Source organism: Klebsiella sp. NPDC088457 (genome assembly GCF_044900465.1).
Taxonomy (GTDB): domain Bacteria; phylum Pseudomonadota; class Gammaproteobacteria; order Enterobacterales; family Enterobacteriaceae; genus Klebsiella.
Genome location: NZ_JBJDNH010000002.1, coordinates 129,626 through 154,141 on the forward strand (window position 1 = coordinate 129,626; position 24,516 = coordinate 154,141).

At 56.9% G+C, this 24,516-nt stretch carries 25 protein-coding genes; 9 read left to right on the forward strand and 16 right to left on the reverse strand.

What is annotated here, in order from left to right:
* Nucleotides 1-45: 45 nt before the first annotated feature.
* Genes ACI2JR_RS02765 through ACI2JR_RS02780 form a run of 4 tightly spaced genes read right to left on the reverse strand, consistent with a single transcriptional unit; the run spans nt 46 to nt 3,348 of the window.
* Complete coding sequence (locus ACI2JR_RS02765; protein WP_165905770.1) at nt 46-705, reverse strand: methionine ABC transporter permease; 660 nt, start codon at nt 703-705, stop codon at nt 46-48.
* On the reverse strand, nt 702-1,493 hold the full coding sequence (locus ACI2JR_RS02770; RefSeq protein ID WP_132731070.1) for a methionine ABC transporter ATP-binding protein: 792 nt from the start codon (nt 1,491-1,493) through the stop codon (nt 702-704). The genes ACI2JR_RS02765 and ACI2JR_RS02770 overlap by 4 nt, the downstream gene beginning before the upstream one ends.
* The gene (locus tag ACI2JR_RS02775) at nt 1,490-2,296 is read right to left on the reverse strand and encodes a MetQ/NlpA family ABC transporter substrate-binding protein (protein ID WP_132731069.1); all 807 of its coding nucleotides are present in this window, start codon (nt 2,294-2,296) and stop codon (nt 1,490-1,492) included. Before ACI2JR_RS02775 ends, ACI2JR_RS02770 begins: the two co-directional genes overlap by 4 nt.
* 23 nt (nt 2,297-2,319) lie before the next feature.
* Entirely contained in the window at nt 2,320-3,348 is a 1,029-nt protein-coding gene (locus ACI2JR_RS02780; protein WP_132731068.1) for an isopenicillin N synthase family dioxygenase, read from the reverse strand.
* Nucleotides 3,349-3,782: 434 nt separating this feature from the next.
* On the opposite strand from ACI2JR_RS02780, the gene ACI2JR_RS02785 reads away from it, so the two are divergent.
* The gene (locus ACI2JR_RS02785) at nt 3,783-4,202 is read left to right on the forward strand and encodes a hypothetical protein (RefSeq protein ID WP_132731067.1); all 420 of its coding nucleotides are present in this window, start codon (nt 3,783-3,785) and stop codon (nt 4,200-4,202) included.
* A gap of 572 nt (nt 4,203-4,774) precedes the next feature.
* Nucleotides 4,775-5,056 carry a VF530 family DNA-binding protein gene (locus ACI2JR_RS02790; protein WP_462477846.1) on the forward strand — a complete coding sequence of 94 codons (282 nt, stop codon included), beginning with the start codon at nt 4,775-4,777 and terminating at the stop codon, nt 5,054-5,056.
* 41 nt (nt 5,057-5,097) lie between these two features.
* Here the strand turns inward: ACI2JR_RS02790 and ACI2JR_RS02795 are convergent, their stop codons facing one another.
* Nucleotides 5,098-6,057, reverse strand: a complete 960-nt coding sequence (locus ACI2JR_RS02795) for an AraC family transcriptional regulator (protein ID WP_132731065.1) — start codon at nt 6,055-6,057, stop codon at nt 5,098-5,100.
* Nucleotides 6,058-6,164: 107 nt separating this feature from the next.
* Between ACI2JR_RS02795 and ACI2JR_RS02800 the strand changes: the two genes are divergently transcribed.
* Nucleotides 6,165-7,364: an MFS transporter gene (locus ACI2JR_RS02800; RefSeq protein WP_462477806.1), complete on the forward strand. Its 1,200-nt coding sequence runs from the start codon at nt 6,165-6,167 to the stop codon at nt 7,362-7,364.
* 413 nt (nt 7,365-7,777) lie between these two features.
* Nucleotides 7,778-9,052: an oxalate/formate MFS antiporter gene (gene oxlT, locus ACI2JR_RS02805; protein WP_462477807.1), complete on the forward strand. Its 1,275-nt coding sequence runs from the start codon at nt 7,778-7,780 to the stop codon at nt 9,050-9,052.
* A gap of 178 nt (nt 9,053-9,230) precedes the next feature.
* On the opposite strand, the gene ACI2JR_RS02810 is transcribed toward oxlT, so the two are convergent.
* A complete protein-coding gene (locus ACI2JR_RS02810) occupies nt 9,231-10,568 on the reverse strand; it encodes a uracil-xanthine permease family protein (protein ID WP_462477808.1) in 1,338 nt (445 codons plus the stop codon).
* Between the two features lie 56 nt (nt 10,569-10,624).
* Complete coding sequence (locus ACI2JR_RS02815) at nt 10,625-11,749, reverse strand: aryl-sulfate sulfotransferase (protein WP_462477809.1); 1,125 nt, start codon at nt 11,747-11,749, stop codon at nt 10,625-10,627.
* A 197-nt stretch (nt 11,750-11,946) separates the two neighbouring features.
* Here ACI2JR_RS02815 and ACI2JR_RS02820 point away from each other — a divergent pair, with 197 nt between their 5' ends.
* Nucleotides 11,947-12,957 carry a LacI family DNA-binding transcriptional regulator gene (locus ACI2JR_RS02820; protein ID WP_132731183.1) on the forward strand — a complete coding sequence of 337 codons (1,011 nt, stop codon included), beginning with the start codon at nt 11,947-11,949 and terminating at the stop codon, nt 12,955-12,957.
* Between the two features lie 6 nt (nt 12,958-12,963).
* On the opposite strand, the gene ACI2JR_RS02825 is transcribed toward ACI2JR_RS02820, so the two are convergent.
* Nucleotides 12,964-13,701 (reverse strand): AraC family transcriptional regulator, encoded by a 738-nt coding sequence (locus ACI2JR_RS02825; protein WP_462477810.1) that lies wholly within the window; start codon nt 13,699-13,701, stop codon nt 12,964-12,966.
* 90 nt (nt 13,702-13,791) lie between these two features.
* Here ACI2JR_RS02825 and ACI2JR_RS02830 point away from each other — a divergent pair, with 90 nt between their 5' ends.
* Entirely contained in the window at nt 13,792-14,184 is a 393-nt protein-coding gene (locus tag ACI2JR_RS02830) for a nuclear transport factor 2 family protein (RefSeq protein WP_462477811.1), read from the forward strand.
* Between the two features lie 224 nt (nt 14,185-14,408).
* Here ACI2JR_RS02830 and ACI2JR_RS02835 read toward each other — a convergent pair whose 3' ends face one another.
* Nucleotides 14,409-14,987 (reverse strand): nuclear transport factor 2 family protein, encoded by a 579-nt coding sequence (locus ACI2JR_RS02835; RefSeq protein ID WP_462477812.1) that lies wholly within the window; start codon nt 14,985-14,987, stop codon nt 14,409-14,411.
* Between the two features lie 109 nt (nt 14,988-15,096).
* On the opposite strand from ACI2JR_RS02835, the gene ACI2JR_RS02840 reads away from it, so the two are divergent.
* Nucleotides 15,097-16,023 (forward strand): LysR substrate-binding domain-containing protein, encoded by a 927-nt coding sequence (locus ACI2JR_RS02840; protein WP_132731058.1) that lies wholly within the window; start codon nt 15,097-15,099, stop codon nt 16,021-16,023.
* Here ACI2JR_RS02840 and ACI2JR_RS02845 read toward each other — a convergent pair.
* The gene (locus ACI2JR_RS02845; protein ID WP_462477813.1) at nt 15,971-17,092 is read right to left on the reverse strand and encodes an MFS transporter; all 1,122 of its coding nucleotides are present in this window, start codon (nt 17,090-17,092) and stop codon (nt 15,971-15,973) included. The genes ACI2JR_RS02840 and ACI2JR_RS02845 overlap by 53 nt on opposite strands.
* Between ACI2JR_RS02845 and ACI2JR_RS02850 the strand changes: the two genes are divergently transcribed.
* Nucleotides 17,085-17,459 carry a winged helix-turn-helix transcriptional regulator gene (locus tag ACI2JR_RS02850; RefSeq protein ID WP_462477847.1) on the forward strand — a complete coding sequence of 125 codons (375 nt, stop codon included), beginning with the start codon at nt 17,085-17,087 and terminating at the stop codon, nt 17,457-17,459. The two genes, ACI2JR_RS02845 and ACI2JR_RS02850, sit on opposite strands and share 8 nt — an antisense overlap.
* Nucleotides 17,460-17,618: 159 nt before the next feature.
* Here ACI2JR_RS02850 and ACI2JR_RS02855 read toward each other — a convergent pair whose 3' ends face one another.
* The 4 genes from ACI2JR_RS02855 to ACI2JR_RS02870 form a co-directional block, all read right to left on the reverse strand.
* On the reverse strand, nt 17,619-17,936 hold the full coding sequence (locus ACI2JR_RS02855; protein WP_462477814.1) for a hypothetical protein: 318 nt from the start codon (nt 17,934-17,936) through the stop codon (nt 17,619-17,621).
* 656 nt (nt 17,937-18,592) lie between these two features.
* Entirely contained in the window at nt 18,593-19,078 is a 486-nt protein-coding gene (locus ACI2JR_RS02860; protein WP_000533909.1) for a GNAT family N-acetyltransferase, read from the reverse strand.
* Nucleotides 19,066-19,353, reverse strand: coding sequence for a type II toxin-antitoxin system TacA family antitoxin (locus tag ACI2JR_RS02865; protein ID WP_132731181.1), 288 nt, complete (start codon nt 19,351-19,353; stop codon nt 19,066-19,068). Before ACI2JR_RS02865 ends, ACI2JR_RS02860 begins: the two co-directional genes overlap by 13 nt.
* 350 nt (nt 19,354-19,703) lie before the next feature.
* The gene (locus tag ACI2JR_RS02870) at nt 19,704-20,600 is read right to left on the reverse strand and encodes a LysR substrate-binding domain-containing protein (protein ID WP_462477815.1); all 897 of its coding nucleotides are present in this window, start codon (nt 20,598-20,600) and stop codon (nt 19,704-19,706) included.
* Nucleotides 20,601-20,657: 57 nt separating this feature from the next.
* On the opposite strand from ACI2JR_RS02870, the gene ACI2JR_RS02875 reads away from it, so the two are divergent.
* Nucleotides 20,658-20,870 carry a hypothetical protein gene (locus ACI2JR_RS02875; protein WP_132731052.1) on the forward strand — a complete coding sequence of 71 codons (213 nt, stop codon included), beginning with the start codon at nt 20,658-20,660 and terminating at the stop codon, nt 20,868-20,870.
* A 192-nt stretch (nt 20,871-21,062) separates the two neighbouring features.
* Here ACI2JR_RS02875 and fdhD read toward each other — a convergent pair whose 3' ends face one another.
* Entirely contained in the window at nt 21,063-21,887 is an 825-nt protein-coding gene (gene fdhD, locus ACI2JR_RS02880) for a formate dehydrogenase accessory sulfurtransferase FdhD (protein ID WP_462477816.1), read from the reverse strand.
* 84 nt (nt 21,888-21,971) lie between these two features.
* Nucleotides 21,972-24,284 carry an FdhF/YdeP family oxidoreductase gene (locus tag ACI2JR_RS02885; protein WP_462477817.1) on the reverse strand — a complete coding sequence of 771 codons (2,313 nt, stop codon included), beginning with the start codon at nt 24,282-24,284 and terminating at the stop codon, nt 21,972-21,974.
* Between the last annotated feature and the right edge of the window lie 232 nt (nt 24,285-24,516).

Here is a 24,516-nt window from a genome sequence, read left to right on the forward strand (position 1 = left end):
GGCAGAAGACCGACGGGATGTCGCCATGCCGCCGGCCCTCAGGGATTAACGCCGGTGGGCCAGTCGCCGTACCAGCCGGTCGCCGATCATCTGTACGCCTTGCACCAGCGCCACCAGGATCAGCACCGTGCCGACCATGACTTCGTTGTTAAAGCGCTGATAGCCGTAGCGAATCGCCAGGTCGCCCAGACCGCCGCCGCCGATAACCCCCGCCATCGAGGAAAAGCCAATCAGCATGACGATGGTCAGGGTAACGCCGGCCAGCAGCGTCGGTAGCGCCTCCGGCAGCAGGGATTTAAAGATCACATGCCAGATATTGCCGCCCATCGAGAGGATCGCTTCAATACGCCCGTAATCCACTTCGTCGAGCGCATTTTCCGTTAGCCGGGCGAAAAAAGGGAAGGCGCCGATGGTGATCGGCACTACCGCTGCGGTACTGCCGAGCGTCGTGCCGATGATCAAACGGGTAAACGGGATCAGGGCAATAAGCAGGACAATAAACGGCAGCGAGCGGCCAAAGTTAATCACGCCCCCCAGCAGGGCGTTGAGTTTCGGCATCGGCGCCAGGCCGTTTTTGCGGGAAATAAACAGCACCACGCCGGTCGGTAGCCCCAGCAACACGGTAAATAACGCCGCCAGGCCAACCATATACATCGTGTCCAGCGTGCCACCTGCCAACAGCGGCCAAAGATCGTCCCAGCTCATGCGACTGTACATAATGGCCTCCGGTGAAAACCGTGACGGGCGAGAAAATCACGTTCCGTTTGCGGATCGTGCAGCAGCGACTGGCGCAGCCTGGACCACGGCGCCACCAGCAGATCGGCGATTCTTCCGCTTTCAACGATTTCGCCATTCTCCAGCAGCGCGGCGTGGTCACACAGGGTTTTGACCACCTCGAGCTCATGGGTGATCAACACAATCGTCAGGTTCAGACGCTGGTTAATATCGGCGAGCAGCGCCAGCACCGAGGCGGTGGTCTCGGGGTCCAGCGCGCTGGTTGCTTCGTCGCACAGCAGCACCTCCGGTTTTGCCGCCAGCGCCCGGGCAATGCCGACGCGCTGCTTTTGCCCGCCGGAAAGCTGGGAGGGGAACGCCTGCGCTTTATCGCCAAGCCCCACCAGTTCGAGCAGCTCCGCCACCCGCTGCCGACGCGCGCTTTTTGCCACTCCGGCAATCTCCAGCGGCACCGCAACGTTGTCGGCGACGCTGCGCGCATGCAGCAGGTTAAAATGCTGAAAGATCATCCCGGTACGCAGCCGGTAGTCGCGCAGCGCGGATTTATCCATCCGGGTAATATCATTCCCGTTCACAATAATGCGGCCCGCCGTGGGCCGCTCCAGTAAATTCAGACAGCGTATCAGCGTACTTTTTCCCGCGCCGCTGCGCCCAAGGATGCCGTAAATGGCGCCTTTCGGCACATGCAGGGAGACATCGTTCAGCGCCGGTCGGCCCGTTCCGGCATAGGTTTTACTCAGCCCGATCACCTCAATCATGACTGCGGGGCAACCGGTATCACCGAGCCGTTATAGTGCTGACGAATAAAATCCGCCACCTGCGGCGAGGTCAGGTCTTTCGCCAGCTGCTTGATTCGCGGATCGTCGGCCAGCGACGGGTTGGTGACCAGAATATTGGCGTACGGGTTGTTGCTGGCGCTCTCCAGGCCGAGGGCATCTTTTGCCGGCGTTAAGCCCGCTTCCAGCGCATAGTTGCCGTTGATCACCGCCAGGTCGACATCATCGAGCGAGCGCGGGATCTGCGGTGACTCAATTTCGAGAATCTTCAGATGTTTCGGGTTTTCCACGATATCTTTGGGCGTCGCCAGGGTGGTGGCCGGGTCGGTGAATTTAGCATCCAGCTTGATCAGCCCCTGGCTTTGCAACAGAAACAGCGCGCGGCTCAGGTTGGTGGTGTTATTCGGCACCGCGACGGTGGCGTTTTCCGGCAGCGAGGCAAAGTCCTTGTGCTTACGCGAATAGATGCCCAGCGGTTCGATATGCACCGTCGCGGCAACGGTAAAGGTTTTGCCCAGCGCCTTCTCCTGATCTTTCAGATAGGGAACATGCTGGAAATAGTTGGCGTCAACGTCGCCGTTGGCCAGCAGCTCATTGGCGTTGACCCCGCTGGTCAGTTCCACCACTTTCAGATCGAGGCCCGGATCGATTTTTTTGATGTAATTGAGGATTTCCGCATGGGGAACCGGGTCAGCGGCAACGCGTAATGCGGCAGCCTGCGCGGACGTCCATGCCAGAGAAAGAGACAGTGCGACCCCTGCCAGTTTAAAAGCGGCATTTTTCATGATGTTTTCCTTTATTTTTATGGTTAAACGGTCGGTTGTTCAGCACGTTCGCGAAACAGGTCCTGGTAGTAACGTTCGGCGACATCCGGGTGCGAGCGTAAACGGCCTTTCAGGTAATTCCAGCCCACTTCACGCAGCAGCGGATTTTGCGGGTCGCTATCCGGCCCGAGCGCTTCTCGCGCGAGGTCAGGCGGCAGGGTGTAGACCGGCACGGTGGCATCGAGCTGCGCCCCGAGGAAAAAGGCAATAGAGAGTCGCTCTTGATTCGCCGGCGGGGAGATCACGCGGTGTACCGTGGCCCGCAGGTAACCGTTGGTCGCCAGCTCAAGCAGCTCGCCAATATTGACCACAAAGCTGCCGGCCAGCGGGGTGGCGTCGATCCAGCGATCCGGAGCCACTTCAACCTGCAGCCCTTTTTGCTCATCCTGGAGCAAGAAGCTGAGAAAGCCGGAGTCTTTATGCGCGCCGACGCCCTGGCTGCTCTGCGTCTCCTGCTGACCGGGGTAGCGGATCAGTTTGATATGCTCATTGGGTTTATTGCCATACAGGTTATCAAAGGCGTCCCGGGGCAGCTGCAGCGCTTCGGCAAAGGCGCGTAATAAGGTGATGCCGACCTGCGTCATGGCGCGCTGCCAGCTCAGCAGAGTGGGCTTCAGCGCGGGCAATGCTTCCGGCCATAAGTTGGGTCCCTGCAGACGCTGCCAGCGCGGCGCGTCGTCGTCCAGCAGCAGGGCCGGGCGCTCGGCGCCGATATCGAACTGTTCGCGCCAGTCGGGTTGCCCGCGGGTCAGCTCCGATGCGGCCCGGTTGTAGCCGCGAAAATGTGGAGAGTGGATCATCGCCACCGGCTGTTTTTGCTGCTCAGAAAGGGCAAAAAAGCGGCGGGATTGCAGCTGGACAGCATCTTGTAATGCGTCGTCGACACCGTGATTAATCAGATAGAAGAAGCCGATGTCCCGGGCGGCATGGCGCAGGTCGGCGAGGAAGGCGGCTTTCTCAGCGGGATCTGCGTAGCGGGCCAGATCGAGAATAGGCAAAGTGGTTGCGTTCATTGTGTTCTCCGAAGACGGCGTTCAGGTGATATCGTTGATTCAGGTTCAGGGTTCGGGGACAACAACAGCGCATGGTGATTTCCTCAGTCAGGTGGTTAAACCCAGCTTGCCTGAATGGAAAATTCTCAACCAATAACGTTCTTTTATAATTTATGACCGCGGCAGGTTCTGTGCTTTTGCGATTTTCGGATATAGACGAGCAGGGCAAGGGGGGGGCAGGTTATGGCTTAACCTGGGGCAAACGCGAAGTCCGGGCAAAATAAATGACAAAACACAGGGATGGATAAATAGAAATTAAAATCATTCTCATCTAAGCTATTGTCGCCCGACGATGTGCCGGGTGGTCCGCAACGGTAGCCGCGGGCGGTGACGACCGCAGCCGACATAGCTCCTGACATGGCCTCTGCGGCTTAATACTTACAAGGAGTTGTCAGATGGATAAAAAAATAGTGCTGGCGCTAGCCGTGACCTTTAGTACACCGGCGTTGGCTGAGACGGATTATGATAAAGCGGTGAACGCCTACCTCGAATATATCTGTGATTACAATACCAAATCCTTAATTAAAGAGGGCTCGAAAACTCCGTATAAAGAGTTGATTATCGCCTGTAAAAAAGGGGCGGATGATATCAGGAAATTTATCACCGACTGGCCAGATTTCGGCACTAATGAAGGCATCATCACCTTTCAGCGTACCGTCGCCCCCTATGCCCACGAAGGCACCGCGGAAAGCGCTTATAAAGATCAGATTTATCAATACGGCGCGGGCTCCTGGGGCATTGGCTATATCCAGAGTCCGGCAGCCAAAGCCAATACCATCAGGCAATGGAAACAAGGAAAGTTTAAGGTCAAATAACAGACCCGCAGCGCCCGCAGCGCCCGCAGCGGATTATTTTTCAACCACAGGGATGATAAATGAATACCAGTAGCAACATAAACGGATGGTTATATTTCCCGGCTCTCGGCCTGATCATTGCCTGCATCACCGGCACCTTCAACCTGTTCGCTATTGCCAGGTTATTTTTATTCAAACTCCTCAATGGCGAGCCCATTTCAATTCCGCTTGCCGGCTATCTCTTAACCGGGGGCGTTATTTACCTCGGGCTGCTCTATTTCGCGACATTTTGCTTTTTCAGCCACAAGAAAGCCGCGAAGAGGGCCATTACTGCTGGAGTTTTCTGCTTAATGGCAGCCTTATCCTGTTTTCCTGGTTTTATCTCGGGATGGCGGCTGAAATCAAAGAGATCGGATTGCTTCTTTCAATCTGCGTCGGCCTTTTCATCTGGGTGCCTTATTTCCTGTTCTCTAAAAGGATTGCGCGGGTGTTTTACAAGGAGTAGCCCGACGTTCGTCTTTAGTCTTGCGCCGGGCCGGGCGAGTCAGTATGGTGTGCGAAATTTCTCAGGTATTTCAGGATTCAACATGGCAATGCAGCCTTCAAAAGATCCTCTTCATGGCGTCCCCCTTGAGGCGTTGCTCAACGCCCTGGTGGCGAAGTATGGCTGGGCCGGGCTGGCGAAACGGATCAAGATTAACTGTTTTAAGAGCGACCCGAGCATTAAGTCGAGCCTCAAGTTTCTGCGCCGTACGCCATGGGCGCGCAAGGAAGTCGAAGCCCTGTATGTCGACTCCCTTGATGACGACGCGGCCAGCGGGTCGCAGACTGAGGCCGATAGCCCATGGGCAAACTGGCGCAATAAGCAACAGTAGCGTGAATGCTCTCAGGGATCGCGCGCCAGGACTGCGGTGGGCTACAGCACCGTTTCGCCGCGGGGTATATCGCGTAGCGAGCCTGGCGCCTTGCCGGTGATACGTTTAAAGGCCCGGCTGAAGGCGGCCAGTGAGCTGTAACCCAGTCTGAACGCCACCTTCTCCAGGCTCTGCCCCTCGTCAGAAATATACTGAACCGCCAGCCGCATGCGCAGCTCCGTCAGATAACGCGCGGGCGTGGTGCCGGTGGCGGAAAGAAAGCGCTCGGCGAAGACGGAACGCGATGTCCCGGCCTCGCGGGCCAGCTCTTCGACTTTCCAGTTCACTCCGGGCTGTTGATGCATGGCGTAAATCGCCCTGGCAAGTTTCGGATCGCGTAGCACCTGTACCCAGCCCGTCGCGTTGCCGCAGCCGCACTCCACCCAACCGCGGACAATCAGCGCCGCCACCACATCGGCGAGTCGCGCCAGAATCCCGGCATAGCCTGCCTGGCGGGTGAGGGATTCACGCTCCATCGCCAGCAGCAGAGGGTGAATTTCCGGCCAGGTTTTCAGCAGGCGACTCACCAGCATCACTTCCGGCATCGCCTGGACCAGCGGCTGCAGGCCCCCCAGTTCAAAATCCATGCAGCCGCTGAAAATCACGGCATTGTCCTGGGCGCTCTCCGCGCCGTCATTCTTGACGCAGCGCACCGTGTTACATACCGGTTCGCTGGGAAGTTGCATCACGTTGATAACCTGTGCGCGGTCGTCTGACAGCAGCGCGTGGCTCTCGCCGTTGGGAATAAACAGCGCGTCGCCACTTTCCAGATTCAGCTGCTGGCCGCTGGCCATCCGCAGCAGCACCGGCCCACGACTGATGAAGTGGAATTGCGCCTTGCCGGGAACATAGCTGAACTCCACCCCGAACGGGCGGACGGTTTCAATGCGGCGGTAGTTGACTCCCGACAGGCGCATGCCGCGCAGGAGTTCACTGGTAAGGTCGAGAGTCTGGCGGGTCATAAACGTAATCCCGGACGAATAATCAATAATTGCAGAGTATGCATCATAGATCGTCCGAACGGAAATCCCTAAGCTGACGAAATGTTAATTATTGTGGAGAGATGTATATGAGTTCTTGCATAGCAGCCGAAGAGGGTCTGGCGAATGCAAAACCCGCGTGGCGAGCCGTTTATGCGCTGGCGTTGGGCGTATTCGGCCTTATTGTTGCAGAGTTTCTTCCCGCCAGCCTGTTAACACCGATGGCCGCCAGTTTGCACGTGAGCGAAGGCATGGCGGGGCAGGCGGTAACCGCCACGGCCCTGGTGGCGCTGGTCACCGGGTTGCTGATTACCCCTGCCACCAAAAATATCGACCGTCGTTGGGTGCTGATGTTTTTTTCCCTGCTGCAGATTATCTCCAGCCTGATGGTGGCATTCGCCACCTCCCTGGAATTTCTGTTGCTGGGGCGCCTGCTGCTGGGGATTGCGATCGGCGGATTCTGGTCGATGTCCACCGCCACCGCCATGCGTCTGGTTCCTCCCGCCCTGGTACCGAAAGCGCTGGCGGTGATCTTCTCCGCCGTGTCTATTGCGACGGTAGTTGCCGCGCCGCTGGGTAGCTATACCGGCGCCCTGATCGGCTGGCGTAACGTCTTTATTCTCTGTACGGTGCCAAGCTTTATCGCGCTGCTGTGGCAATTGTGGGTCCTGCCGTCAATGCGCCCGGAAAGCGTAGGCAGTTTTGCCACCTTGTTTAAAGTCCTGCGCCGTCCCGGCATGGTGGGGGGAATGCTGGCCACCATCTTGATTTTCAGCGGCCATTTTGCCTTTTTCACCTATCTGCGTCCGTTCCTTGAGACCGTGGCACAGGCCAGCGTCGAAGGGGTCTCGTTGATTCTGCTGGGCTTCGGGGTGGCGAACTTTGTCGGGACCTCTATCGCCGGACATCTGCTGAGCAGAAGCCTGCGTTTGACTCTGGCGCTGGTTCCTTTTGCCATGAGCGTGCTGGCGTTGATGATGGTCACCTTCGGCCATATCGCGATGCTGGACGGCCTGTTGGTGGCGATGTGGGGCTTTGCCTTCGGCCTGGTGCCGGTCGGCTGGTCAACGTGGCTGGCGACAACGGTGCCGGATGAAGCCGAAAGCGCGGGCGGACTGCTGGTTGCGTCCATTCAGCTGGCCATCAGCGCCGGCGCGGCCGGCGGCGGGGCGGTGTTCGATCTTAACGGCGCCAGCGGAGTTTTTACCGGCAGCGGCCTGCTTCTGCTGAGCGCAATGATTATTGTCTTCACCAGCGTGCGGGTAAAATCCACGGTCAGCGAAGAGTGAACGATGCGCCTGCGGGCGCATTTTTTATCGCCTGCCGGGCTACCATCCCCCCCTTGCGCTCCAGCAGGCGATACTCTCCCTCGTCACGTTCTCTCCTTATAGGTCTCTGCTGATTCGCCAGTATAGCGGATCTCACTTTCTCTCTGCACATACGCACATACCCGGAACATGGCCGCGCACATCGGGGGTGCAAGGCGCGCCACGCAGTCAATGTCTTCGCAGCATGCTTTCATATAACCCACTGATAAATAAATGATACAAATCATGGCACGCTTAATGCTTAGCAGTATAAGTATTGGCGCAGACAGGGGAAATACAGTGGCGAAAAACAGACTAAGCGACAGCAGACCGGGGAGCGTGATGGCCGCGGGGACTCTTCACCAGGGGCAATTAACGGATGACAGGAGCTGCCGATGACCGTTCTCAGAGAACCTTTAGTTGTTCCGAAATGGGGTAAATGGACACAGCTTTCACTCGGCCTGATCTGTATGGCCTCGATTTCCAGTCCGCAATATGTCTGGACGCTGCTGACCCGACCGTTGACCGAGAAGCTGGGGGTGGGGTTAGCAGAATTGCAGGTGACTTTCTCGCTATTAATTATCCTGCAGACTTTCTTTTCCCCGTTCCAGGGGAAACTGGTTGAGAAATTTGGCCCGCGGTTGCTGATCTCCATCGGCACGGTGATGGCGGGACTTAGCTGGGTGCTGTCTGCGCAGGTCACTGGCCTGGCGGCGCTGTATCTGGTTTACGGCTGTCTGGGCGGGCTGGGGACCGGGATCGTCTACATCGGCGTGGTTGGGTTGATGGTGAAATGGTTTCCGCAGCACCGGGGCTTTGCCGCAGGTGCCGTCGCCGCGGGATATGGCATGGGGGCGATTATGACCACCTTTCCCATTTCGCTGTCGCTGGGCAGCTACGGTCTCGAACGGACCATGACCGTCTTCGGCATTATTTTTGCCGCCGTCGGTTTGCTGGCGAGCCAGGGGCTGAGACTTCCTCCCGCCCGGGGAACGCTGCCCGCCAGTCACCGCGTGGCGCAAAGCAGCCGCCAGTTCACCTCCCGCGAAATGCTGCGCCAGCCGCTGTTCTGGCTGATGTTTGCGATGATGGCGATGATGTCCACCTCCGGGTTGATGGTGACCTCGCAAATGGCGGTCTTTGCGGAAGATTTTGGCATCAGCAAGGCGGTGATGTTCGGTATGGCGGCGTTGCCGCTAGCGCTGACCATCGATCGTTTTACCAATGGTCTGACGCGACCGCTGTTTGGTTTGATCTCCGATCGCTATGGCCGGGAACAGACGATGTTTATCGCCTTTGCCCTGGAAGGCGTGGCGATGATGTTATGGCTGGCGTGCCGCGACGATCCGCTGCTGTTTGTGCTGCTGTCCGGGGTGGTGTTTTTCGGCTGGGGCGAAATTTTCTCATTATTCCCTTCGACGCTGACTGACACTTTCGGTAGCGAATATGCGGCCGCAAACTATGGCTGGCTGTATATCTCGCAGGGGATTGGTTCGATATTCGGCGGCCCGCTGGCGGCCCTGCTGTATCAGCATACTCACGGCTGGCACGTGGTCTTCAGCTGCGCGATCGGGCTTGATTTTCTGACCGCCGCGCTGGCCATTGGCCTGTTAAAACCGTGGCGCGCGCGGTTTATCAATCAACATAGCGCTCAAACAGCGATCCGCTAACGGCTACCCCGACGGCGCTCGCCGTCGGGACAAACCGGGTGCATGATTATGCCAGCGCGCCGCGATGTGACTGAGAGCAGAGCAGGTAGAAACCGACAATTTGACCTGAATAAACACCCCTACCGTCGGCCAGAAATGAGACACGCTCCGGGGCAGAGCGTGCTTTTTATTGCGCAGTTCAGTCTTTTAGCCGCAAGGCAGCGCGTTTTTCGCTTAACAGGAATAGTGAATTGACGACGATTGCGGTCAGGGTGCCGGCCGCCATGCCGTTTCCCAGCACCATCTGTATCGCGGCGGGGAAATTCTGGTACAGGCCCGGCACGAGGATCGGCAGCATGCCCATTGCCAGACCAATGGCTAAGGCATAGGTTTTACCCGGGGCGTGGAGCGGTTCACGGGCAATCATATCGATGCCGATGACCCCGATAATACTGAAGACAATCACCGCCGTACCGCAGACCACCGGGCCGGGAAGAGCGGCGGCAAGGCGCACCAGCGGGGAAAACAGGGCAATCAGGATCAGCAGCACCCCGGCGAGCGCGGTGACGTGGCGTGATTTGACGTTAGTGGTCCGCACCACGCCGATATTCTCGCCGGAGGTGATGATCAGCGAGGTACCGAAAATCCCCCCCAGCAGCGAGATGATGGCATCGCCGCGGATCGTGCGCGGAATCAGCTGATGGACGCGCTGCGGCGATTTGACTATTTCCGCGGTGGCGATCGTTTGCCCGGCTGCTTCAGCCATCGAAATCACCGCGTAAATCAGTAACGGCAGCGACGCGGAAAGATTGAAGACCGGCCAGCCGAATGGGAACAGCTGCGGCAGGCTGAACAGCGGCCCGTGGCTGACGTTGCTAAAATCGGCGCTACCCAGCAGTATCCCGAGCAAGGTGCCGGCCAGCAGGCCGAACATCACCGCCAGCTGCCGCAGAATACCGCGGAAGACCAGCGCGAAGAGCAGCGTAATCAGAATGGTGGCCAGTGCCAGGATAATGTTTGTCGGCTGGGCAAAATGGCTACTGGTCGGTTGGCCGCTAATGAGTCCACCGTACAGGCGAATCAGGTTAATCGAGACCAACAGCAGCATTATCCCGATGATAAACGGCGGGAAATGATGCAGAAAGCGGCGAAAAACGGGCAGGGCAAGAAAGTAAAACAGCGATGTTAAGATCACCGCGCCAATTGCCGTCTGAATATTGGTCTGCAACGCGATAGCAATAAAGATCGCGACCGGCGCGCCGCCCGGAACCATAATAAACGGCAGACGCGCACCGAAGCCGCCGATGCCGAGGCTTTGCAGGATAGCCCCCAGCCCGCACATCAAAAAGGTGGCGCTCAGCAGCGAGGTGGTGACGCTATCGCTGAAGTGAAGCGCCTGGGCAATGAGAAAAACGGCGGTGATCGGCGTGGCGGCAACCACCAGAACATGCTGAAGCGCCAGCAGCAGCCTGGTTTGCCAGGGCAAGGCTTCATTATCCGGCACAACATCCGGCACAACGGAGTCAGAATGCGGCATAAATGCCTCCCAACGAGGTGAGAAAATCCCCGCCAGCCGCGGCCGGCGGAGCACGGTTATTTCAGCCACGGTACCGCATCGGCCGCGTAGCGGTGCGCGCGGAAGGCGCTGTTTTGCTTACCGGGAATAATCCCCTTGCTGAGATGCTCCGGGTATTCATTGAAGTAAGGAATAATGTATTCCCACACCGTTTCTCCCTGCGGAGTCACTTCAAACAGGCGGCCAAAGGCCGACTCGCAGATAAACGTGTTGCCGTTAGCCAACCGCTGGGCGCTTCCCATATAGGGGGAGAAAAAGGCCGGCGGGAAAATATCGCGATATTGCCAGCGAATGGCCTGGGTGTGGGGGTCGAACTCCAGCACCGTGGAGTGTGGTGAGGTCACGCCGGGGCGCAGGTTGCCGTTATCGAATACCAGAATCGCACCGTCTGCCATCTCGACCGGGGTGTGCTGCTGGGCGACGACATCCGGACCCGCGTGCCAGACCACGCTGCCGGTCGCTTTATCGACGGCAATCACCCCCGAGGTGGTGCGCAGGCTCATCAGCACCAGGCCGTCGCGGGTTAGCGACAGGCCGTTGATCATCGGCCAGTGTCGGCGGTCGAAGATCTCATGAACCGGGAAATCTTCCGGGGCCAGGTGTTCCCAGGCGCGCCATTCCCACACCACTTCCCCCTCGCGATTGACCTCTTTGACCACGTCGCTCTGAATGACGCCGTCCGGCGCATCGCGGCGCGGGTCGCCGCCGGTGACGCGGGCGGCAATTTCCGCCGGCAGCGGTGCCGCGGCGGTATACAGCAGATTACCGTTCGCCAGCCACTGCGCGTCGTGGTGATGGAAAATATCTTCGTAATGCCAGACCACTTCGTTATCCGGGGTGACTTCATAGAAATCGCCGCCGTGCCAGAGATCCCACGCCGGGTAGAGGTTGGCCGACGTGCGGTGGCTACCGTTATAGCCCAGGTTACCGTTAGGCAGCAGCACCGCATCGCGCCCGGCACGAACCGGGAGCTGCCACTGGTGCGCCACCTCTCCTTGCTCATCAACCAGATAGACCCGGCCTTCGGCAGTTTGCGGGGCGAAAAGGGTATAGCCGCCGAAGCTTTTCTCTTTATTGGCGATAGTCAGCCCGCTCGGACGGCGTCCGAGGGTAAAAGCAGGGTCCTGAGACAAGTGTGCCACGTAGCCTCCTGAAGGGTAATTTGCCGCTAAATATGTCATTAAAACGTTTTAATGAAACAGCATTAGATAGGAATGCTTGTCTGAGAGCTACGCTAAACGGCCACTTTTTTAATATGATTTTGTTATGTAATAGTGCCGAAATTCATACCCCGGAAATGTGCTACCCTGTGCGTAAACTCTCAGGGATCGCCATCCAGATGACTGCTCAAGATAAAAAACGCGCCAGACTCATTGATGTTGCTCGCTATGCCGGCGTATCGCCTGGCACCGTATCCAATGCGTTACATCACACCCGTTTTGTCGAACCTGAGACCCGACAACGCATTGAAGAGGCCATTCAGGCGCTGAACTACACGCCGAATATTCGCGCCCGCCAGCTGCGCACCGGGAAAACCAACACCATTGCGCTCCTTTCCTCTTTGCCGCTGACCATCGCTTCCGGGGCATCGAAACTGGGATTTATGATGGAGGTCGCGCTCACGGCGGCGATTATGGCGCTGGAGAAGCAGCATGCGCTGATCCTGGTCCCGCCCGGAAAGAACCCGCTGGATATGGTGACCTTTGATGCCGCCATTCTGCTGGAACCCGCCGAAAACGATCCGCAGCTGCAGGCTCTGCAACAGGCGGGGATCCCCTGTATCACCATTGGCCGCACGCCGGGTTCGTTAACGCCGGTGCCGTGGGTGGATCTGCACTCGGCGGCGACGGCGAAACTATTGCTGACGCACCTGCAGACAGAAGGCGCCGAATGTTGCGCACTCTTCGTCGGGCGTACGCCGCGGACTTCCACGCTGGAAACGGAGGCCGCCTATCGCCTCTGGTGCGAGGGGCGGCAGGCGCCGGTGATCTATTACCTCGATGAGCAGGAGGGGGAAACGGCCGGCTATCAGGCGGCGCGGCAGATGTTGCAGGCCCATCCCCAGGTGGACGGCGTGCTGGTGCTGGTCGATACCTTTGCCAGCGGGGCCGTGCGCGCCTTTCACGACGCGGAGATCGCCATCCCGCAGCGGATGCGCTTAGCCACCCGTTATGACGGTATCCGCGCCCGGGAATCCCTGCCGCCGCTGACGGCGGTGAATATGCACCTGGACGAGGTCGCCCGTCAGGCCGTGACGCTGCTGTTTGAAGTCCTGGCCGGGCATAACGTGCTCGGCAGCCGCGGGCAGATGCCGGAACTGGTGGTCAGAGCCTCGAGCAGATCGTCGTAAGGATCGTCAAACGCGCCGCGCCGCCTGAAACTGACCGGGAGTCTGGCCAAAGCGTTGCCGGAAGGCGTCGATATAGGCGCTGACGTTGCCGTAACCGCTGCGCGCGGCCGCCTCGCTGACCGTTTCTCCGGCCAGCAACCACTGTAGCGAAACCACGATCTTTGCCTGCTGCCGCCACTGGCTAAAGCTCAGCCCGGTTTGTTGACGAAACAGGCGGCTCAGGGTGCGTACGCTGAGGCCCCAGCGCTGCGCCAGCTGCTGCTGAGGCTGAGCCGTTGCCGGATTGTTGAGCAGTTCATCCGCGACGTTTCGCGCCCGCCGGTCGCCAGGTAGCGGCAGGTGCAGAGGGATCTCGGCGCTGCGCGCCAGCTCATAGCCGATGAGCATCAGCAGGTGTTGCGAATAATCAGCCGCAAAATCGGCCTGGCTAAGCTGTTCGGCCCGCTGCAGAAGAGCCTGAACAAAACGCTCAGCGCCATAGATACCCGGCTGCGCGGGGAAGTGCGCCGCGGCCGACGGCGTGAAATAGAGGCTGCTCCCCTGTAGCGCGCCGGGAGCCCAGGCGCGATGTGGCAGGCCCGCAGGAAACCAGCCCAGCGACCCGGGGGTGACCGTCCACTGCGCGCACGCCGTCTCAATGACAATGACGCCGTGTTTCAGCCAGTATAACTGCCCCGACTCATGTTGGTGCCAGGGCGTCCGGTGGTGAGGTGGATACTCAAAGGCGTGGGTACGCATCATCATGGCCGATTAACCGTATATCATGTCCAGATACGGATAATATACCTTTCCGCACCCTCTGTAGACTGAAGGTTTTCACCGAGGGTAAAACAGATGAAACCGTCAAAGCAGATAGTTATCAACGCACTACAGGATATTATCAACCATCCCCAGCATGACGAACGGCGGATCGCCGACTATTTTTCCGCAGATTATCAGCAGCAGGTGGACGGCAAACGGCTGGATTACACCGGGTTTATTCAACATATGGCGCTGCTTAAAGCACATACCCGGCGCATGCGCATTATATTTCTGGCGGTTGTCGGCGAGGGAGAGACCGTTTTCACTCACCATCAGGTGCAGGTGACAAAAGACCAGGGCGCAGAGAGCGTATTTGAGGTTTTGGCCCGCTTTACGCTGGCAGACGGGCGAATTGTCCGCTGTGAGGAGCTCACCCGTCAGATCGATGGCGAGCCCGAGGATCGCGATCTGGGAAGCAGGCAGTAATGTTCATCACCGATCTAAACCAGCAAGCGGCGGAGGTTTCGTTGAACCAAAAATCCAGTATGGTCCGGGCATGCAGCGTATTTTCAACCGGCATCGTCAGCTTCTGATTACGTGACATGGTCACTTTAGTGAAGGGGGACGCCAGGCGCAGCGTCCCTGCATGGCCGGCGAAAGGGTCGGCTAAGCGCAAGCGTGCAGCGGCGGAAAGCGCGCCGGGATCGACGCTATTTCAGCCAGCGTTGCCCGTTGGCTTTCATCTCCGCTTCCAGCTTGCTACCGCGGGTGGCAAACACTCTGCCCAGCGGGAAACCGCTCTGTTCGAGTAAATAGGCCAGGGCGGCATATTCACGCGGGTACTTCATGACGACCGTCTTATCGATCTCAACGGGGCCGAGTGGAAAGGTGAAGGTGCCCATATCGTAAACGCTCTGGCGGTGAAAAAACTTCCAGACGCCCGCTCTTTTTTCAGCCAAATCGTAAAACCGGTTGTGGCATTCACAACCGACGTTGAGTGTGACGTTCTCGGCGATAATCATCGCATTGGTCTCAAGAATCGCTTTGTTGCCGCTGGCGTTAAAGGTGATGACCGGCGTGCCGATAAGATGTTTGGTACGTAAATCCGATGCCCCCATACGCATTGAACCATCGACAAAGTCGCTGGCTAACCCCTCGAACCAGGTGATCTCAATCGTGCCATCGGGATGGAACAGATCGCGTAACCGATCCCATTCGCCGAGGTCGCGGTGTATCCAGCCGTTAACCAGATCATTAAGTTGTTGGCGGTCTTGCGGTTGATTGTGCATAGCGTGAACTCCCGTTAATTGACGGCATTCAGTTTGTGGGCAAAGAGGATTAAACTCTAATAGATAGATTTGACTGAACAATCATTTGAAGTGATTGATGGAGCATGTTATGGAGTTACGCCACCTGCGATATTTCATGGCGGTCGCCGAAGAAGGGCATTTCGGGCGCGCTGCCGAGCGGCTGAATATCGTGCAGCCGGCGCTCAGTATGCAGATTAAGGCCCTCGAAGCTGAGCTGGGCGGCGCCTTATTTATGCGTACCAGCCGCCGCGTCGAGCTCACCGAGGCTGGTTTGCTTCTGCAGGCCGAGGCGCGGCGGACTCTGGAACAGGTTGAACATACTCGCCTCGCCGTCGAGCGGGCTATCCGCGGTGAAACGGGCCGCGTACGGGTCGGTTTTGCTGGCAATGCCATCTTCAGCGGCAAGATGATCGCCGACCTGCGTCATTTCCGTAAAACCTATCCGGATGCGGAGGTGGTTATCGAGGAGATCGCCCCGCAGCGCCAGGTGGCGGCGATTCTCGCCGGCCAGTTAGATATTGGCTACACACCTGATAATAGCACCACCCGTTCACCCGCCATCAGGGTACATCAGGTCGGGCGTTGGGAGATGATGGTGGCGCTGCCTGACGATCACCCTTTTACCGCACACTCGCGGATCGCGGTGCCGATGCTCGCCGACGCGCCATTGATTCTCTACGAGGCCCACGATAGCCATGAGCCGCTTTATCTCATGCTGGCCCGGATGCTGGGAACCCGGTTCCACGTTGCCCATCGTTCCGCCAGCACCCTGAGCGTGCTGGCCATGGCGGCGGCAGGGCTGGGGGTGGCGTTGATACCGGCCCCGCTGCAGCAGGTCAGTATCCCCGGTCTGGTTTATCGTCGCCTCGACGCTCCGGAGGTGATGGCGAACCTGGTGATTATCGGCCGCGCTGAAGAGCCGGGAAATGCGGTAACGGCCTGGCTTGAACTGGCCACCTCGTCTAAAGCGCCGCCTTCTGCTGCCACAGCCAGAACAGCAAAGCCAGCGCGCTGAAGGCGGCACCCGCAAGACATACCGCATACCAGCCCCACAGGGCGTAGCATTGCGTTGCCACCACGGCGCCGAGCGCGCTGCCCGTGGAATAAAAGCACATGTAAGCGCCCACCAGACGGCTTTGGGCATCCGGTCTGGCGGCAAAGATCAGGCTCTGGTTGGTCACGTGTACCGCCTGGACGGCGAAATCCAGCATAATGATGCCGACAATTAACAGTAGCAGGGAGGTCTGCGCGTAGGCGATCGGCAGCCAGGCGAAGAACAGCAGCGCCAGCGACAGGCCGGTAGTACGTTGCCCGGCCCCGCGGTCCGCCCACCGTCCGGCTTTTGAGGCGGCGAGGGCACCGGCGATGCCCGCGAGGCCAAATAGCCCAATCCGGGTATGGCTGAGTCCCTGTGCGCTCAGCGGTAATACCATCGAGGTCCACAATACGCTGAAGGCGGCAAAAATCAGCAGAGCGAATACCCCGCGGATCCTCAGCGTGGGTTCAGTGATAAAAAGCCGCAGCACCGAGCGCATCAGCGTCGGATAAGAGGCGTTCAGCGGCGGGCGGGAAAGGGAAGGGAGCGCCCGGCTCAGCACGCCGGCCATCAGCAGCATCAGGCCGGCTGAGCTCAGATAAACCGCTCGCCACCCGGCGAGATCGGCAATGACGCCGGAGGTCAAACGGGCCAGCAGGATCCCCAGCACCACGCCGCTGGTGACCATACCTACCGCTTTGCCTCTCTGCTGCACCGGCGCCAGCGCCGCGGCGTAGGCCACCACAATTTGCACCACCACCGCCATCAGTCCGATAAAAAGCAGTGCGATGAGCAAGATTATCCAGCGGTTTGCGAAACCGACAAGGATCAAGGCTGCCGCCAACAGCAGCAGCTGAGCGATCGCCAGATGTTTGCGGTTAACCACATCGCCAAGCGGCACAAGGAACAGCAAACCGGCGGCATAGCCGACCTGGGTCATCGTCACCACCATTCCGATAGCGGCTGGCTGGACCTGCAGACTGCTTGCCATGGCGTCGAGCAGAGGCTGGGCAAAGGCGATCGGCGAGCGTTGGTGCATGATGATCATTCGCGAAGCCTTTGATGATGTCCGGCGCTTCAGCGAGTTCCAGAAAAACCTTGGGCTGGCTAAAAACATCCTTACTTTACGCCTGAAACAGCTGGTCGCGCTTGGCGTATTAGAGATACGCCCGGCCTCTGACGGCAGCGCTTACAGCGAATATGTCCTCACCGAGCGTGGTCGCGCGGCGTTCCCGATAGTGGTCGCCATGCGGCAGTGGGGCGAGCGCTATCTGTTCGCGCAAGGTGAAGTGCATTCGGTCCTGCTGGATAACGAGACCGGACAGCCGGTTCTGCCACTTGAGGTTCACTCGGCCGCCGGGAAAAAGCTGACGCCGCAGGAGTGCCATCGTCGTCGGGTCGTCAAGGGGGCATAGCGCCCCTCAAGGCCCATCAATCCATGGTTGAGGGCGATGATCGCTATTGCCGTGGTTTATGTTAAATCGAGGGGCGGCAGCGGACTCTCCAGAGGAGTCCGCATTCAGTATCAGTTGTTCAGCTTCAGGTTTCACGCAGCGTGCCTCGTGGCGAAGGGATCAATCCCGGAAACGACGATGATAAAAAATAATCACAATTGCATGACCGGGCATCATTATGCTATGCCCGGTAGCGGCAGCCGACGTCGGCGAATCGATCGCCTTCAGTTCGTTAGCGCCGTTTGCGCTTTGCCAGCGAGGCGTTTTACGCGCAAAGGTTGAGTTGCCAGCGTCATACGCGATTAGGCAGGTAGAAAGCAGAAGTTTTGAAAACAGGTAAACAGTTTCTAACGCATTGGCTACGGCTGACTGTGAAATGGGATCCGCCATTAAGTACGGTTGTTCATTTTTTATATGATGCTGAGTCCAGAAATTCACGCCGTCTCACACGTCGTGGAAAATTGTGGCAGGGAGTATTGATGTGGTTGGACGTTCGTTGCCGGATGTTCGTACGGGGTTTGGTTATTGACGCTGGTGAGCGCCATAGCAGAGGCCGGAATGTGATTGTAACTACCAGAATCATCATGACCGTAAAATGCCAGTTCCTGCCTGCGGCTCCTTTGGTGCGCATAATGTATATTATGTTAAATGGTATGGACAGGTAAGTCGCTTCATAAGCCCAACCCCTCCTTTATAAAGTCAGTATGCTTGACCTGTTTCATGCATTAGGTCCTCCACATGAGATGAAAGTAAAAAGTCTGATACTTTTTCTTCGTGCCCTATACGAATCATGCCGGGTGCAGCTTCAGTACCCGGATAAAGTTTTAAAACAGCCTGAACAGCATTACTAACAGCTTCATGTGATTGACTGGCTATCAAAACGTTGCGAACGAGGTTTTGCCCGGCCAGCGTACTTCGCCAGTTTTCCCGTATGCTGATTACGGCGAATCCGACTATTGCCTCTTGACGCTCATAGAAAAGCCGCCCCCTGTTTTGTTCGTCGTATTCTTTCCTGAAGGATTCCTACTGATTTAACCTTAGACGTACTATCAAATTATCGCTTATAGCGATTTGAACGTAACAGTCTTTGCGTTCTATTGAGGGAGCCTAAGGAACAATGTTCGCTGCTGAGTTTGTGATGATTTGAAACCATGATGAATGTAGAAATTTTTGGCTTCTTCGGTAAGTGCATGAACCATGATTGCACGTACACCAATATTCTCGGCAACCCGATAGCAACGAAGTACTGCATCATGAAGTAAATCAGCACCAAGCCCTTTTCCATGGAATGAGAGATCGACAGCAAGACGGGCAAGTATAATGACAGGGATGGGATCTGGCATGTTACGCCGAAGATTGCCTGTCGCTTCTGTATGGTTGACGCTGCCGGTGGCCAGAGAGTAAAAACCGGCTACTTGCTTCGTGTCTTTCTTGCACACCACAAATGTTCTGGCCGCTCCGAGAGCCTGATTTTTGAGGCCCTTTTGCTTCAACCAGTCATCGAGCACAGCCTCACCGCTGACGAACTCAGCCACCTGATGAAACGCGGACAAAGGTTCTGGTGCTGTTACACGTCCCACTGAGGTTTCCTTGCCAGCAGTTTTTCGATAACGGGATCATCTGCGACCGGTGCATCAAGCATATCGATGAACTCCGCATATTGCTCATCGTTAAAGTTAAATACACGGCGGTCAAGGATCACATTCTCGGCAGCCTGACAGGCCATTTCCAGAATGAAATCTGTACGTGACTTGTGGAGGATTTCCGCAGCTGCATCAATGAGCGCCCGCTGCGATTCCTTAGCTCTAAGGTTAAGTTGAACATCTGATTTCATGAGACACCTCTTGTATAGCATTTGCTTTACAAGCATAGCATAACCACCCTGTATAGCAAACGCTATACGTCAAGTTGTCGTTTTTCATTTTTTGACTACTGATGTCCGCTTTGTGCCAGAAGCAGACGTAAGAAATAATCAACAAGCGCAGTTTCGTAAATCTAAGGTAATTTAAAAATCAGACGCGGGCCGTTATAGTTCATGCACTCTCTGACAGTGCTACATACATTACGGATTTAAGCCTTCACAAAAACAGGAAAGAACCCTTTTTTGCGGCTCCGATCGTTATTTAGGCAATGACCATAAAATCACGCCCTTCTTTACTGGAAGGAAAGGACTTAGGTGCGAGTTATCCGTCTTAACTGGCGCCCTCAGGCGTCCACGCGAATCGCTGAAATCAATGCTTTGAACGCCGCTGACATTTGCCGGTGCCCGGGGAAATAGAGGTAGAAACCGGGAACGGTCGGCGACCAGTCTGCAAGGACGCGCACCAGCCGGCCAGCAGCAACATGCTGCTGATTCTCTTCGTTGTCAGGGGCATACACTAACCCGATCCCCTGGAGTGCGACGTCGATCATCATCTCTACCGTATCCAGCACCAACGGCCCGCTTACCGGTATCGAGAGGTGTTTACCCTCTTTGTTAAACTCCCAGCGATACAGGTTACCGCTGGAAATTTGACGTCTGCCAATACACAAATGTTGTGGCAAATCCTGCGGCGTTTTCGGCGCCGGGAAACGGCGGAAATAATCGGGGGAACCATACACGGCCGCGGTGAAATCCTGTGTGACCCGCACCGCGTTCATATCCTGCGGAATATCAGAGCGCAGACGAATACCGGCATCAAAGCCCTCTTTGACGATATCCACAAAGCTATCATTGAGCGATATTTCCAGCGTTATATCGGGGAAATTGCGCGAAAACTGCCGAAAAACGGGCGCGAAGACCATCTGGTATGCAATGCGCGGCGCGTTGATCCGCAGGCTACCGTGCGGATGCTGGCGAAAGGCGTTCACGTCTTCCACCGCTTGCGCAATGGTTGAAAAGGCAGGCGCAATTTTCTCCAGCAATGCCATTCCTGCTGCAGTGGGCAAGACGGTGCGGGTGGTGCGATTAAGTAGCCTGACGCCGAGGCGATCTTCCAGTGAGCGCAAAGAATGACTGAGCGTCGAAGCGGTCAGGTTAAGTCGCGCGGCGGCCCGGCGAAAACTCCGCTCTTCGGCGACGGCAACAAAAGCGGTCAGTTCCCCCAGTTCATTGGTACGCATGACGGCTATCCTGTTGATGAATGTGAGCCACTAAAACTATAGTCAGGAAATGGGTCTTTGCCGTTAAACCAACAAAAAATCACGTATCGTTATTTACAACAGTCTTCCCCTCGTTTTATCAACATTAATAAAATGCTCACCCTGGAGAGCGAAAGCTTTTATCTGGCGATAAAAAAAATGCTGAGCCTGGCCGGCCAATTTCACGGCGGCGTTATCGCTGAAAGCGTGGAGGAAGAGGCGCAGCCCGTACGGTTGCAAGAGATGGGGTGAAAACCGGCCAGGGATATTTCTCTCTAAGGCTATTAACGTGCAGGAATTTATCACCACGGTCGACATTGAACCGCATTAACTCAAGAACGGGAAACGGAACAACAAAAATACCCTCACGCTCTGATGATGCCCTGCTCGCTCTCTTCCCGACGTAACGTTGCGCCGCACCGAAGTGCGGCTGGTGCGCATTTATCACCGGGCCAGTAGCCGCTGCGGGTGAGTGTAAACCGTGGCTTTTCCGCTCCGGCAGAAGCCAACCAGGGTTAAATGACAGCGCTCGGCCACTTCCACGGCGAGCGTCGTGGCTGCGGAGACCGCGAACAGGATTTCAACCCCACACATCGCTGATTTCTGCACCATCTCGTAACTGGCCCGGCTCGATACCAGAGCTGCCCCATTTGTCCACTCCGGGTTGCCGCTCCGGCTCCCGAGGAGCTTGTCCAGCGCGACGTGACGGCCAATATCTTCATATCCGCCAGGGAGCTCGCCCGCGGCGTTGATCCACGCCGCAGCATGGGTACAGCCGGTCAGCTGCCCCACCGGCTGATAGCGGGTGAGCTGGCTCAGGGCGCGATCCACCGCCGTCAGATTGATGGTCTGCGTAAAAGGTAATGGCCGTACGGGCTTTCCGATATCGGTCAGCTGTTCCACCCCGCATACTCCGCAGCCGGTTCGGCCAGCCAGCGCGCGCCGACGTTTCTTGAGCGCCATAAAACGCCGGCTCGACAGCTCAATCTGTACCTCAATCCCCCGGCAACCCGGGAGAATATCAATGCCGTAGATTTCAGTACGATTTTCGATAATCCCTTCAGACAGCGAAAAGCCGATGGCAAAATGTTCAAGATCCTTTGGCGTAGCCATCATCACCACATGCGAAATACCGTTATAGACGAGCGCAACCGGCACTTCCGCCGCCAGCACATCAGCCTGCGGCGTTTGCAGATTAGCGCCTCTCCATAGCGAGACTTCGCGATATTCGGCGGTATTATCGAGAACGTCGGGACGGGCAGTATTCATTTGCGGTTAACCAGGTAACTAAAATTAGTATAGCGTTGGCAAAGATATGGCCCTCTCCAGCTTAAGCCGAAGAAGGCCAGCGTATTATTTCACATTGCGATGCGGAGTCTTGAGGATCTCCTTAGAACGCAATGTGATCTTCACCGGGACGGACTTATACGAAGGTGTCCCGCTCTCTTGATCGATATAATCTAAAGGAACCAGCACGTTGGCTTCCGGATAGTAAGCGCCGACCGAACCCGGGGCAATTTTATAAGCCACCACCGTAATATCCTCCAGGCGGGCGGCAACCGTTTGACCCGCAAGGGCGGTTTCAATATCGACGCGGTCGCCATGTTCCAGACCGTGCTGCGCCATATCCTGTTCATTCATAAACATCACGTCACGACGGCCAAAGATTCCCCGATAGCGGTCGTCCATCGCATAGATCGTGGTGTTGTACTGATCGTGACTGCGTAAGGTAATTAGCCTGAAAATATCCTCGCCGGGGACGGTTATGTTTTCATGCACGCCCTTATAGACGGAAAACATCGCTTTACCGGTCGACGTTGGCCAGATCCTCTCCGTCGGCGGGAGCGGCATTCTGAAACCGCCAGGGTGGCGGATCCGCTCGTTATACTCTTCAAACCCGGGTATCGTCTGCTCGATCAGGAAACGGATCCGGTCATAATCCGCCACCAAATGTGTCCAGTCTATTTTGCTATCAGGCAGGGTTGCCTCAGCAATTCCGGCAATTATCGCCGGCTCTGAGCGTAAAAACGCCGAAGCCGGCTTCAGCTTCCCGGATGAGGCATGCACCATCGACATGGAGTCTTCCACGGTGATCGCCTGGCGACCGCTCTCCTGAATGTCCAGCTCTGTTCGCCCCAGGCACGGCAAGATGAAGGTTTCCCTGGCCGTCAGAAGATGGGTCCGGTTGAGCTTCGTCCCGATATGGACACTCAGATCCAGCCCCTTCATCGCCGGATAGCCTCGCTGGTGATCCGGTAACGCCACCGCGAAATTGCCACCCAGGCACAGCAGCGCCTTTGAGCGGCCGTCAATCATCGCCTGCATCGCCTGAACGGCATCGTGGCCATGCTGTTTTGGCGGAACAAACCCGAAGACCTTTTCTAACTTCGCCAGAAACTCAGCGGACGGTTTTTCGGTAATGCCGACGGTACGGTTGCCCTGAACATTAGAGTGCCCACGTAATGGACAAACGCCGGCGCCGGGCTTGCCAATATTGCCCTTCATCAGCAGCAGGTCGACGATCAGTCTGACGTTTGCGGTGCCTTTATTATGCTGGGTGATTCCCATTCCGTAGGTAATAATGGTGGCATTGGATTTTGCATAAGCGATGGCCACATGGGCCAGCTCTTCCTGCCTGAGACCCGATTCAGCCTCAATGGCCGCCCACGGCGTGGCGTTGAGATCGTCGGCAAATGCCTGGAACCCTTCGGTGTGCTGGGCAATAAATTCCATGTCCAGAACATCGCCCTGCGCTTCCTGCATCTCCAGCAGCGTTTTGGCGATCCCTTTTAATGCTGCCGCATCCCCGCCCGCCTTCACCAGATAGTACGACGAGGCGATATCCGTGGAGCTGTAGGTCGCCATTTCAATCACGCTTTGCGGGTCGGCAAAGCGTTCCAGCGCCCTTTCGCGCAACGGGTTGAAGACAATAATGGGCACTCCTTTTCTGGCGAGCTCGTGCAACGTCCCCATCATCCGCGGATGGTTCGTCCCCGGGTTATGACCAATCGAGATAATCATCTCGGCGCTGTCAAAGTCTTCTAATGAAACGGTGCCTTTCCCGATGCCAATGGACTGCGGCAGGCCCACGCTCGTTGGTTCGTGGCACATATTTGAACAGTCAGGGAAGTTATTGGTGCCGTACTCCCTGGCCAGCAGCTGAAACAGCCAGGCGGCTTCATTCGATGCGCGACCGGAGGTGTAAAACTCCACTTCGTCAGGTGGCAGGTTCCGCAGGATCTCGCCGATGCGGGTAAAGGCGGCCTCCCAGGAGACCGGGCGAAGCGTATCGCTGGCGGCGTCATAAGCCAGCGGGTGGGTCAAACGCCCGTATCCCTCGAGTTCATAATCGCTTTTCGCCAGCAGCGAAGAGACCGTATTCGCCGCCAGAAATTCGGCGGTCACTCGTTTACTGGTGGCTTCCCAGGTCACGGCCTTGGCGCCGTTTTCACAAAACTGGAACGTCGACTTATGCTCTTTATCCGGCCATGCGCAGCCCGGGCAGTCAAAACCATCAGGCTGGTTGGTACGCATCAGCGTTACCGGCGCCTCCAGCGTATCCATCTGCGTGCGCACCGCAATGGCGGTCGCCTTCAGCGCCCCCCAGCCGCCCGCCGGCCCATCGTATGGGTGAACCCCAGGCACTGCTCGTTTTTTTATCGCCATAATAAATACTCCAGTATGTGATCAATGGCCGTGGCGCGTTAAATCACGCCGCAACCCGGGGTGAAATGTTCAGAGAACATTTAAGGGAAAGAGTTAAATATATTTCGCGACTTAGGCTTCATTCCGGGTGATGAATAATTAAATACCCACTCTGTTATTATGGATTAGCGCATGCGTTATATATTTAAATACACAACGATCTATTTGAATTAACCCGCGCAAGCATCTACGC